We start from the raw sequence: 12,226 nt of genomic DNA on the forward strand, positions 1-12,226 counted from the left end.
GGGGAGGTGCGGAGGGGGCAGCGCCCCCTCCGCTCGGTCGGACCAGCAACAGCCGATTGGAAACCGATTACCCGTGCATCCCCAACCCATTGGCGATTTTCCAGATCCGCCAGTGATCATGCGGCATATGGCTCTGCACCAACCCGAAAGGTCGGAACGCATCATGCACCGCATTCGAGAACGCAGGCACGCCCCCCACATTCGGGCTTTCCCCGACACCCTTGGCACCAATCGGATGATGCGGTGAGGGCGTCACCGTGTGATCAGTGGTGTAGTTCGGCGTCTCCCACGCAGTGGGCAGGAAGAAATCCATCAGCGTACCGGTCTTCACATTGCCCATCTCATCATAGGCGATCTCCTGCCCCATCGCGATGGCCAGCGCCTCGGTCACGCCGCCATGGACCTGACCTTCGATGATCATCGGATTGATCCGGGTCCCGCAATCATCCAGCGCATAGAACTGCCGGACCTCCCATTCTCCGGTATCCACGTCGATCTCCATGACGCAGACATAGGCCCCGAACGGGTAGGTCATGTTCGGCGGATCATAATAGCTGACCGCTTCCAGACCGGGCTCCAGCCCCGGAATGGCCTGATTATAGGCGGCGAAGGCGATCTCTTTCATGGTCTTGAACCGCTCGGGCGCGCCTTTGACGGTGAACCGGTCCACGTCCCATTCCAGATCATCGTCATGAACCTCAAGCAGATAGGCCGCGATCATTTGTGCCTTGGCACGGATCTTGCGCGACGCAATCGCCGTGGCCGCGCCCGCCACAGGGGTCGAGCGTGAGCCATAAGTCCCCAGCCCGTAAGGCGCAGTGTCGGTGTCGCCTTCCTCCAGCGTGATATCATCGGCGGGCAGGCCGATCTCGCTGGCGATGATCTGGGCAAAAGTCGTGGCATGGCCCTGCCCCTGACTGATCGCACCGATACGCGCGATGGCCGAGCCGGTCGGGTGGATGCGGATTTCACATGAATCGAACATGCCCATCCCAAGGATATCGCAGTTCTTCACCGGCCCGGCCCCGACGATTTCAGTGAAATGCGTCAGGCCGATCCCCAGCAGTTTGCGGGTTTTGCCAGCCTTGAAGTCTTCGATCCGCTGCGCCTGTTCCTCCCGCAGACCCTCATAATCCACCGCTTTCAGCGCCTTGTCCCAGGCTGTGTGATAATCACCCGAGTCATATTCCCAGCCCAGCGCCGACTGATACGGAAACTGATCCGCCCTGATAAAGTTGATCCGGCGCAGTTCGGCCGCGTCCATGTTCAGCTTGATGGCCAGAACCTCGATCATCCGCTCGATGAAATAGGCAGCCTCGGTCACCCGGAAGGAACAGCGATAGGCCACCCCGCCCGGCGCCTTGTTGGTATACACACCATCAACGGCCAGATAGGCGGTTGGAATGTCATAAGACCCGGTGCAGATGTTCATGAACCCCGCCGGGAACTTGGTCGGGTCCGCACAGGCGTCAAAGCCGCCATGGTCCGCCGTGGTATGACACCAGAGCCCGGTGATCTTGCCTTCCTTGGTAGCCGCGATCTTGCCCTGCATCCAGTAGTCGCGGGCAAAGGCGGTGGACATCAGGTTCTCCATCCGGTCTTCCACCCATTTCACCGGCTTGCCGGTGACAATCGAGGCGACAACCGAGCAGACATAGCCCGCATAGGCCCCCACCTTGTTGCCAAACCCGCCGCCAATATCGGGGCTGATCACCCGGATGTTGTGCTCGGCCAGACCCGAGATCAGCGACACAACCGTGCGGATCGCGTGCGGGGCCTGAAACGTGCCATAAAGCGTCAGCTTGCCCGTCACCTTGTCCATCGACGCCACACAGCCGCAGGTTTCCAGCGGGCAGGGGTGGGTGCGGTGGTAATAGACCATTTCTTCGGCCACTACGTCAGCCTCATCCAGAACAGCCTCGGTCGCGTCCTTGTCACCCTGTTCCCAGGTGAAGATATGGTTGTGATGTTTGCGTGGGCCGTGCGCGCCTTCGGTTTGACCTTCAAGGTCCTCACGCAGGACGACGTCGGATTTCAACGACTCGAACGGGTCAGTGATAACAGGCAGCTCTTCATATTCGACCTCGACCAGTTCCACCGCGTCCGCCGCGATATAGCGGTCTTCGGCGACGACATAGGCAACCTCCTGGCCCTGGAACAGAACCTTGCCATCGGCCAGCACCATCTGCTTGTCGCCAGCCAGCGTCGGCATCCAATGCAGACCCAGCGGCGCCAGATCTTCGGCAGTCAAAACCGCGACAACGCCGGGCACGGCCAAAGCCGCCTCTTTGTTCACACTGACGACACGGGCATGGGCGTAGGGCGAGCGTACAAAGTCGCCGAACAGCATCCCGTCCAACTTGATGTCATCGACATAATTGCCTTTGCCTTGGGTGAACCGCACATCCTCGACGCGCTTTCGGGCGCAGCCCATGCCTTTGAGGTTGGCGGCGCGTTCTTCGGGGGTCAGGGTCTGGTCGGTCATTCCGCAGCCTCCACTTTGGTTTGCCCTATCGCTTCGCTACTTGAGGGCTTTTGCGCATTGAGCAAATCAGCCGAGGCCGAGATCGCCTTGACGATATTCTGGTATCCAGTGCAGCGGCACAGGTTCCCCGCCATACCAAAGCGAATTTCATCCTCGGTCGGGTTCGGGTTTTCCTGCAGCAAGCGATGCGCGCGGGTGATCATCCCCGGCGTGCAGAAGCCGCATTGTAGCCCGTGATGTTCGCGGAACATCTCTTGCAACACCCCAAGGCTACCATCGTCATTGGTCAGCCCCTCGACCGTGGTGATATCGGCCCCGTTCACCTGTGCCACAAAGGTGGTGCAGGATTTGACGGATTTCCCATCGATATCGACGGTGCAGGCTCCGCAATGGCTTGTTTCGCAACCGATATGAGGGCCGGTGATTTTCAGATCTTCCCGCAGGAAGTGAATGAGCAACGTGCGCGGCTCGGCCAGACCTTCGACCTGTTTGCCGTTCACGGTGAGTTTGACGTGCATTTTCGACATGTGTTCCCCTCCTCACCCCGCGCGGCGTTGCGCACGGTCGATGGCGCGGCGCAGCATCACGGCGGCCACGTGTTTCTTGAATTCGACAGGGCCGCGGTTGTCGGCCACCGGGTCGATCGCGTCGAGCATCGCCGCCACGCAGCCCTCAACATCGCCGCCTGCCAGAGCGGCGCTCGCGGCCTCGGACCAGACCGGCGTGTCAGCCAGATTGGTCATCGCAACCGAAGCCGTTCCGTTGCCCACCATCACCGCAGCAGCAGCCGTCGCGTAATCGCCGATCTTGCGCTTTTGCTTTTCATAAGCCTGACCAACGCCTGCACCCGGCACCGGGATCGAGATGCGGGTCAGGATTTCTTCGTCTTCACGCGCGGTGAAATACGCGGCCTCGTAGAACTCCCGCGCAGCGACGCTGCGGGCACCATCGGGGCCGGACAGATCGAATGTCGCGTTCAAACACTGCATCAGCCCCGGCATGTCATTGCCCGGATCGCCATTGGCCACGTTGCCGCCAACAGTCCCCATGTAACGCACCTGAGGGTCAGCGATCTGCAGCGCCGCTTCGCGGATCAGCGGAATGGCTGCGGCCAGCCCGTCATGGGTGATCAACTCATGCTGCGTGACCATCGCGCCAAGGGTCACGGTCTCGGCGCCGACCTCAATACCCTTGAGCTCGTCAATGGCCTGAAGGTCGACCAGATGACCCATTTCGGCCATGCGCAGTTTCATCATCGGGATCAGGCTGTGCCCGCCCGCGATCACACGCGCCTCATCTCCGTGTTCCTGCAATATGCCGATGGCCGAGGCGATGTCGCCTGGCCGGTGATACTCAAAACCGGCTGGTATCATGTTTTTCCTCCCTGGGTCCAAGCGGTATGCCGTGGGGGACCTGAGGAAAGAAAAGAGGAGAGGGCGCTAGTGCCGCCAGTCACGTGAAACGGGGCGCGCGGCTTGTTTCACGAGTTGCGAATAGGCTGCACGAGTTGCGATCAAAGGCCCAGCGCGTCGCGGATCGCCGTCAGGCGGGATCGGCTGACCGGCACCTTGCTCAGCGCATCGACCCCGTCGAAGTAGCAGGTGCCATTGTCTTTGTGCCGCTCAAAGCTTGAGACATGTTTGGGGTTCACCAGATAGCTGCGATGCGCGCGCAAGAAGCCATCGGGTTTCAGGCGCGATTCAGCCTCGGTGATCGACCAGGGGCAAAACAGTTTCTCGGCCCCCATGTAGAGCACGGTGTAATGCCCCTCGGCCCGGATCGCGGCCACGCTGGCAGGTTCGGTAAAGAAGGTCTGCCCTTCACGCTCGAACGGAACACCGGCGCGCAAGGCGGTAGGTTGAGGATCTTGCGTGGGTTCTGACGCTGACGGTGCGATTTCTGGCTGCGGTCCAATGAAGGTGATCCCGGTCAGCAGAAAGGCCCCGCAGATCAGAAACACCGAAACCGTGACCCCCATCGCCAGCACCTGATTGTTCAGTGCAGGCCCGGCCCTGCCTGCATTGTCGCTGGCGATGAAATCGGTCAACCCCGCCGCCACGAAATGCATCGTGAAGACGGCCAGACCGAAACACACCGTCCCCAGCAGGATGTTGCGCTGGGTCCGGTTGTCATAGGCCACCCAGATTGCCAGCACCGACAGAACCACCGAGGCCACGGTGGAAATCGCCACGTCCCAGACCGTGTAGACCGGGCGGCACAGTTCCATCCCTGCCATGCCGACATAATGCATCACCACGATGCCAAGGCCGACAATGACCCCGGCTGAAACCATGGTCTGCATCGTTCGAGGCCGGAAATGCAGCAACAGCAACGCAAGTCCCACCATCAGGATCGCCACAAGGGCCGAAATCAGCGTAATGAGCGCGTCATAGTAAAAGAGGATCGGCAGTTGCAGGCCCAGCATGGCGACAAAATGCATCGACCAGATGCCGCCGCCCAAAATGACCGCCGCCAGCGCCACCACGAACTTGCGCCTTTGGTCATCCAGCTTTGAGGCCCCGTGCGTCAGGTAAAGCCCGGTGAACCCGGCCATCAGCGCCACGGCCAGTGACGCCGCTACAAGCCACGGGTTATGCGAGTAGTCCAGCATTTCGGTCAGTACGCCCTCCCCGACGTAAGGGCGACGTTAGCAAACCGAACTGTCCGGGACAATTGCCCAGCAATCGCGGGGATCAGGCCTGTTTTTCGACCTTTTCCTCAACCGGCTCGGCGTCCAGTTCGATGACGTCTGCACCCTCGGGCTCGGTCGCTTCCATCTCATCTGGCTCGTCAGTTTTGTCTTCCAACGCGCCGACGATCAGTGGCAGCATGTGAACGCCTGTGGCGCTGGCGATCTCGGGCGTTTGCGGGGTCTGCCAGCTGAGCGTGTCGAAGCTGCCGCAATTCTGGCAGACCGGCGCCCACTCCGGCTGAATGTCATGGCAGTTGGTGCAGACCCATTGCGGCCCGCGCGGCGCGTTCAGCGCCTTGGCCAGCCAGCCCTGCACCACCGCATCCGTTGCACCCTCGCCCCGCTCAATCGCGGCCATCAGGGTGTACCCACGCGCATCCGCCTGCTTTTCGACCACATCGCCCAGCGCGCGACGCGCTTCGGGGAAGTCTTCGGCCACGATATTCAGCTCGGCCAGGATCAGTCGGGTTTCCATGTTTTCCGGGTGAATCCGTGTCAGGGCGGTAAAGCGCTTGATCCGCTGGTCTGGTGTTTCATCCGGCGCAATTTCGGCAAAGGCATGGGCCAGATCGGGATGCGGCTGCACCTCCCACGCTTTCTTCAGGATCTTGGTCGCGGCTTTGGGTTTGCCCTTTTCGATATAGGCGCGTGCGGCCATTGCCGCTGCAGGGACCAGATCGGGCGACAGGCGGTTGGCCTCAATCGCGCGTTCCTGCTGATCAACTGTCGCGTCCTCGTCCAGAATATCCTTGGCCTCGGACAGGGCCAGAACCGCATCGCGCCGTTTGAACACATCGCGCGGCAGATACCCGGCCTTCAGCTTCGAGGTCAGCGTCGACCGTGCGCCGGCCCAATCCTGTGCCTTGGTTTGCAGGCCCAGCAGAACGTCCTGTGTTTCCTCGTGACGCGGTTTGATCGCCAGCGCCTTTTCCGCCAGCTTGCGCGCGGTTTCATCGTCGCCTTCAGCCAGTTTCTGTTTCATGATCCCCCGCACACCGACAAAACGCGTGGCATTGTTGGTCACCAGCTTCTTGTAGGTCTCGGATGCCTTTTTGGTGTCGCCGGTCATCTCGGCCGCCTGCGCCACCAGCAGGTTGGTCAGTTCAGGCTTGTTCAGCAGTTTCTCGGCCTTGCTTGCCTTGGTCATCGCCGTGCGCCCTTCGCCCGAGGCCAGTGCCATCAGACCATCCGCCAAAGCCTCATAACCACGCTTTTCCCGGCTGCGGTCGAAATAACGCGACAGGGCGGTTTCGTCGCCATTGAGGAATTTCAGCGTCGCGATCAGCAGGCTGAGCAGTTTGAAGAACAGCCAAACCGCAACGACCAGCACACCCAGCGCGATCACGGATTGCAGCGGCCCCAAAGTGTATTCCGTACCCGCAACAGTGATCTGCACCCCGCCGCTGGTTTGCATCAAAGCCTGCGCCCCCAAGGCCAGTAGGCCAATAATCGCAACGAAAACAAGGATTTTAAACAATGACCACAGCATGGCAGGTCCCTCAGTTCGAGTTCAGGCTGGACGCGAGCGTATTCGCGGCATCTACGGCAGAGACACGGGTCTGAGCCGCCTGCTCCCACTCGGCCATCGCGGTCTGCGCCGCTTCGGGCAAAGATTTCAATTCCGACAGTGCGCCGCTCAGATCGCCAGAGGCCAGAGCGGCCTGCGCACGCGACAGAACGGCATCGGGGTCATCCCCGTCCTGAGGGGTCACCGACCGCGCCCCTGTCTGACGCTGCAAAAAGGCGACAAGGCCAGTGCCTTTGTCCGCATCCCGCGCATCGGCCAATGCCGTGCGCGCCGCGGGCGCGAATGAGGCGCGGAGCGCTGGCAGCGTCTCGACCCCCTTGTCGGCGGGGCCGGACAAAGCATCCGGCACGGTCACACCGCCTGCTTGCAGTTCGGTCACCAGATCAGAATATGGCGCACCCGTATCCAACTGACCATGCAGGCGCGACAGGATCGCGGCATTGGTCGCCGCAAGTGCTTCGGCCGAGGCTTTGGCCTCAAGCGCCTGGGCATCGGCCACCATCTTCTCAACCTCGGCCCGCTGTGCGGCCAGCGAGTCCTGTAGCTTCTTCAACTCAGCCTCAAAAGCGGCATTCGCCTCGGGCGAGGTGTTTTCGGCAATCGGGTTTTTTTCAAGCTCGGTCAATCGATCGGCCAAAGGCGCGATCTGACCGCTCAGCGCCGCGACACTGGACTTCATCGCGGTCAGGTCGGCATCAACCGGATCCAGCTTTTGCGACAGGGCCTGCACCTGATCTGACAGGCCAGAGACATCCGGCGCATCCGACAGCGATTTTGTCAGGGCCGCGATCTGATCCGATTGATCAGCCAGTTTCGATTCCAGCGCGGCAATTGATTGCGCAGTGTCCGACCCGCCCGACGAGAACAGCCCGCCCTGCCCGGCCACAAAACCAAGTCCGGCAGCAATCACGCCGCCCAGCAGCGCCGGAACAAAACCGCCGCGTTTTTCGGGGGCCGGTTCGGCAGGCTTTTCTTGTGCCTGCGCGGGTTCAGCCGTATCCGCCGAAATTTCGGCTTCGGCTTCGGCTTCGGCTTCGGCTTCGGCTTCGGCTTCGGCTTCGGCTTCGGCTTCGGCTTCGGCTTCGGCTTCGGCTTCGGCTTCGGAAGTCAGGTCTTCGCTGGCGTCGTTCTGGTCAACAGCCGCGTCATCAGATTCGACAGTTGGATCGACAGTTGCGCCTTCGGCTACGTCGTCCGATTTCGGGGTTTCCACCGGTTCCTGATCGGATTTCTTTTTGCCCGCCACCGTCACATTCCCCTTATCGATTCTAAAATCACCAGAACTACAGACTGGTTCAAGTTAATCTGCACCCGGCTCGCCCTCAACCCGCATCGCATGTTTCACAAGCTTTTTAACGGCTTTGCGCATTTTTACGGGCGTCGGCTCTTTGGCGATCTTCAGGCGCGTGTAGCCCAAGGATTTAAGGGGTTCCGCCGTTGCCTGGCTGATCGCGGCCAGCCAAAGGGGCGCGGTTCCGGCCCAGATGTCGGCAAATTGTCGCGCGGTCCGGGGTGAGAATATCGGCGCGATGATCGGTTGATCTGCGTTGCAAACCGCCAAAGCCTCGGCGCTCAGCGGTCGTAGATGTTGCTGGTAAACCGCCTGTTCCCGCGTTGTGACACCCAGTTCCGTCAAACGCTCGGCCACGTTTCCACGGCTGTGTTCGCCGCGCAGATGCAATAGCGGGCTGTGCGGCCGGATCTGTAGCAGGGCCGCCACCAGTTCCTCGGCGGTGCCGCCAACCATCTGCGCCGCCCAGCCTGCGCCCTTGGCGGTGCCGGTCGTGGTCGGACCCACACAAAAAGCGGGCAGATCGCGGCTCACCCCCATCGATGCCGCCGCGTTCACCGCATTGGCTGACGAGAAGATAAGCCCCTGCACGTCGGATGTTGAAACCTGCACCGGCAGCGGTTTGATTTCCAGAATGGGGGAATGGATGACGGTCACCCGTGATCTGGTGCGGGTCGGCAGCTGCGCCACAAACCTCTCCGAGGCAGCGCGCGGGCGTGTCATCAACAAATACAACGATCGGCGCCTTTGGCCTTGGGATTGTTTGCATCCGCGCGGGGTGATACCCCGCATGCCAATCATGATGCAACGGATCGTGCCAATGGTGCAAACACTTACCGTCCTTGGGTTGGAAAGCAGCTGCGACGATACTGCCGCCGCCGTGGTGCGCCAGACAGAGGGCGCGCGGGCCGAGATTCTGTCCTCGGTCGTGCATGGCCAGACCGAGCTGCACAGCGCCTATGGCGGCGTCGTGCCCGAGATCGCGGCGCGGGCCCATGCCGAGAAGCTGGACACCTGTGTGGTGCAGGCGCTTACGGCTGCGGGATTGGGTCTGGGCGACATGGACGCTATTGTCGTAACCGCCGGGCCGGGCCTGATCGGCGGGGTCATGTCTGGCGTGATGTGCGCAAAGGGGATCAGCGCCGCGACCGGACTGCCGCTGATCGGCGTCAATCACCTGGCCGGGCATGCGCTGACCCCGCGCCTGACCGATGGCGTATCATTCCCCTATCTGATGCTGCTGGTCTCGGGCGGTCATTGCCAATACCTGATCGCCCATGGCCCTGAGGCTTTCACCCGCCTTGGCGGCACCATCGACGACGCTCCGGGTGAGGCATTCGATAAAACCGCCCGTTTGCTGGGCCTGCCGCAGCCCGGTGGTCCTTCGGTCGAGGCCGAGGCGCGCTCGGGCGATCCCAAGCGGTTCCGATTCCCGCGCCCCTTGTTGGATCGGCCCGGATGTGACCTGTCTTTCTCGGGGCTCAAAACGGCGCTGATGCGGATGCGCGATCAGATCGTGGCGGAAAAAGGCGGGCTGACCCGACAGGACCGCGCTGATCTGTGCGCCGGGTTCCAACAGGCGGTTGTGGATACGCTGGCCGAGAAAACCCGTCGCGCGATTGGTCTGTATCTGGAACAAACCCCTGCCGATCCTGTGATCGCAGTGGCCGGGGGCGTGGCCGCAAATTCCGCCATTCGAGCCGCGTTAGAGACGGTATCTGCCGAGCAGGGGGTTTCATTCACCGCCCCGCCGCTGGCCTTGTGCACCGACAACGCGGCCATGATCGCCTATGCCGGGCTTGAACGCTTTCGCACCGGCGCGCGGGATGGTCTGGACCTGACCGCACATCCACGCTGGCCCTTGGATCAAACCAGCCCGGCGATGCTGGGCAGCGGTAAGAAAGGGGCCAAGGCATGAGCGTTGCGGTACTGGGCTCTGGTGCATTCGGAACCGCCCTTGCGATTTCTTTGGCAGGCAACGGGCCTGTCACCTTGTGGTCGCGCGACGCAGCACAAGCCCGCGCCATGCAGGACACGTCCGAGAACGCACAACGCCTGCCCGGTGTGCCTTTGCCGCCCCAGATCACGGTGACGGCGCAGATCGATCAGGCGTGCCAATCGGATTTGCTGTTGGTCTCGGTGCCTATGCAGCAGTTGCGCGCGGCCTTGACCCAGCACCGAACGGCACTGGCGGGCAAAACCCTGGTCGCCTGCTGCAAGGGGATTGAACTGTCCACTGGTCTTGGCCCGGTGGCGGTGATCCGTGAAACCGTCCCGGATGCCCAACCAGCACTGCTGACCGGGCCCAGTTTTGCCGATGACATCGCGCGCGGCCTGCCTACGGCGCTGACATTGGCCTGCGCAGACGCCTCTACGGGCGAAGACCTGCAAGCCCGGCTGACCACCGCAAACCTGCGCCTTTACCGCACCACCGACACCACCGGGGCCGAGTTGGGCGGCGCGTTGAAAAACGTCATGGCCATCGGCTGCGGCGCTGCTATCGGGGCAGGGTTGGGAGACAGCGCACGGGCTGCCCTGATCACCCGCGGTTTTGCCGAGATGCAGCGCTTTGCCGCCCAGCGCGGGGCGCAACCGGATACGTTGATGGGGCTGTCCGGGTTGGGCGATCTGGTGCTGACCTGTTCATCTGAACTGTCGCGAAACTATCGTTTTGGCCTGTGTTTGGGTCTGGATCAGCCGTTCGACAAGACCACAACCGTCGAAGGTGTCGCCACGGCCCGCGCCATGGCCAAGATCGCCAAGGCCGAGGGGCTGGACATGCCAATCAGCACAACGGTGGCGGAACTCAGCGACGGTGCCTACAGTGTAGCTCAGGCGATTCAGTCCCTGCTGGGTCGGCCGCTTAAGGAGGAATAGAATGCTCATCGCCCTGATCGCCAAAGACAAAGCTGGCGCGCTGCAAACCCGTCTGGACAACCGCGCGGCCCACCTGGCCTATATCGAGGAAACCGGCGTCGTCTCGCAAGCCGGGCCACTGTTGGAGCAAGAGGACATGATCGGATCTCTGGTCATTCTGGATGTCGAGGACATGGCCGAGGCCAAAACCTGGGCTGAAAACGATCCCTATGCTTTGGCGGGGCTGTTCGAGTCGGTCGAGTTGATCCCCTGGAAAAGGGTGATCGGCTGATGGCGTATTGGCTGTTCAAATCCGAACCCTCGACCTGGAGCTGGGATCAGCAGGTCGCCAAGGGTAATGTGGGCGAAGAATGGGATGGCGTACGCAACTATCAGGCACGCAATTTCATGCGGCAGATGGCCGTGGGGGATCGCGGCTTTTTCTATCATTCGCAAAAGGACAAGGCGATTGTCGGTATCGTCGAGGTCTGCGCCGCAGCCCATCCCGACAGCACCACCGATGACGAACGCTGGGAATGCGTTGACATCAAGGCGGTGCGCCCGTTCGCCGAGCCCGTGACGCTGGATCAGATCAAAGCGGATGAGCGGTTGGCCGAGATGGTGCTGGTCAAAAACTCACGCCTGTCCGTGCAGCCTGTCAGCGATGCGGAATGGGTTACAATCTGTGCTCTGGGCGAAACCCAAGCGGATTGAACGTAAAAAAGGGAAGGCCCTGCACGGCGCAGAACCTTCCCTACCCCACGTGCTCCCTACTCACCACACGTGTATCGAAAATCTGGTTCTGACCGTCCTGGTCACTGGATTGACCATAGCCCGATCCGCGACCGCGTTTCAAACGGCAAGTCCTTAGAATCCAATTCAAATGCAAAACGCCCGCCTTGGGGACAGGCGGGCGTTCGTAATCGTATTGTCCGGGGATCAACCGTAAACGGATTCTTTCCCGAAATGCTTGGTCAGCATGTAATAGACGACCGCGCGGTATTTGTTGCGCTCGGACATGCCATAGGTCTCCATGGCCTTGTTGATCGCTTCCATCAGCTCGGGACCGTCGGACAGGCCCAGTTTCTTGATCAGGAAGTTGTTCTTGACGGTCTCAAGTTCACCTTCCTGGCTGGCCGCCACTGTCGACGCATCCGCGTCATAGATCGCCGGACCGCAACCGATGGTGACCTTTGTCAGCAGGTCCATATCGGGGTCCATCCCACATTTGCCTTTCAGATCTTCAGCGTATTTGGCGATCAAATCGTCGCGTTTGCCCATGTCCCATTCTCCTTAATCCGTTGTCACGGCACTTTTCACCGATGCCCGAGAGACTAGCCTTGCAATGAGATTTCCCAAAAGGGAAAAATCACA

12 protein-coding genes are annotated in these 12,226 nt (G+C 61.2%); 4 read left to right on the forward strand and 8 right to left on the reverse strand.

The features are described 5' to 3' along the window. Positions 1-67 precede the first annotated feature (67 nt). The 7 genes from ACR0AC_RS08810 to ACR0AC_RS08840 form a co-directional block, all read right to left on the reverse strand. Entirely contained in the window at positions 68-2,485 is a 2,418-nt protein-coding gene (locus ACR0AC_RS08810; RefSeq protein ID WP_480872858.1) for an aerobic carbon-monoxide dehydrogenase large subunit, read from the reverse strand. After that, entirely contained in the window at positions 2,482-3,012 is a 531-nt protein-coding gene (locus ACR0AC_RS08815) for a (2Fe-2S)-binding protein (RefSeq protein ID WP_480872859.1), read from the reverse strand. The genes ACR0AC_RS08810 and ACR0AC_RS08815 overlap by 4 nt, the downstream gene beginning before the upstream one ends. Before the next feature lie 12 nt (positions 3,013-3,024). After that, a complete protein-coding gene (locus ACR0AC_RS08820) occupies positions 3,025-3,858 on the reverse strand; it encodes an FAD binding domain-containing protein (RefSeq protein WP_170453307.1) in 834 nt (277 codons plus the stop codon). A 140-nt stretch (positions 3,859-3,998) separates the two neighbouring features. Further along, complete coding sequence (locus ACR0AC_RS08825; protein WP_170453308.1) at positions 3,999-5,096, reverse strand: MHYT domain-containing protein; 1,098 nt, start codon at positions 5,094-5,096, stop codon at positions 3,999-4,001. 82 nt (positions 5,097-5,178) lie between these two features. Continuing rightward, a complete protein-coding gene (locus ACR0AC_RS08830; protein ID WP_480872862.1) occupies positions 5,179-6,666 on the reverse strand; it encodes a heme biosynthesis HemY N-terminal domain-containing protein in 1,488 nt (495 codons plus the stop codon). 10 nt (positions 6,667-6,676) lie between these two features. Beyond that, entirely contained in the window at positions 6,677-7,951 is a 1,275-nt protein-coding gene (locus ACR0AC_RS08835; protein ID WP_480872864.1) for a COG4223 family protein, read from the reverse strand. A gap of 54 nt (positions 7,952-8,005) precedes the next feature. Further along, a complete protein-coding gene (locus ACR0AC_RS08840; protein ID WP_480872866.1) occupies positions 8,006-8,686 on the reverse strand; it encodes a uroporphyrinogen-III synthase in 681 nt (226 codons plus the stop codon). Positions 8,687-8,816: 130 nt separating this feature from the next. On the opposite strand from ACR0AC_RS08840, the gene tsaD reads away from it, so the two are divergent. The 4 genes from tsaD to ACR0AC_RS08860 are packed head-to-tail and all read left to right on the forward strand — an operon-like array spanning position 8,817 to position 11,566. After that, complete coding sequence (gene tsaD / locus ACR0AC_RS08845; protein ID WP_480873218.1) at positions 8,817-9,914, forward strand: tRNA (adenosine(37)-N6)-threonylcarbamoyltransferase complex transferase subunit TsaD; 1,098 nt, start codon at positions 8,817-8,819, stop codon at positions 9,912-9,914. Continuing rightward, positions 9,911-10,873, forward strand: a complete 963-nt coding sequence (locus tag ACR0AC_RS08850; RefSeq protein ID WP_480872868.1) for an NAD(P)H-dependent glycerol-3-phosphate dehydrogenase — start codon at positions 9,911-9,913, stop codon at positions 10,871-10,873. The genes tsaD and ACR0AC_RS08850 overlap by 4 nt, the downstream gene beginning before the upstream one ends. Position 10,874: 1 nt before the next feature. Then, positions 10,875-11,144, forward strand: a complete 270-nt coding sequence (locus ACR0AC_RS08855; RefSeq protein ID WP_170453314.1) for a YciI family protein — start codon at positions 10,875-10,877, stop codon at positions 11,142-11,144. Continuing rightward, on the forward strand, positions 11,144-11,566 hold the full coding sequence (locus tag ACR0AC_RS08860) for an EVE domain-containing protein (protein WP_170453315.1): 423 nt from the start codon (positions 11,144-11,146) through the stop codon (positions 11,564-11,566). Before ACR0AC_RS08855 ends, ACR0AC_RS08860 begins: the two co-directional genes overlap by 1 nt. A gap of 225 nt (positions 11,567-11,791) precedes the next feature. Here the strand turns inward: ACR0AC_RS08860 and ACR0AC_RS08865 are convergent, their stop codons facing one another. Then, the gene (locus ACR0AC_RS08865) at positions 11,792-12,133 is read right to left on the reverse strand and encodes a DUF2853 family protein (protein WP_170453316.1); all 342 of its coding nucleotides are present in this window, start codon (positions 12,131-12,133) and stop codon (positions 11,792-11,794) included. Between the last annotated feature and the right edge of the window lie 93 nt (positions 12,134-12,226).

It is taken from the genome of Ruegeria sp. H7 (assembly GCF_056532945.1).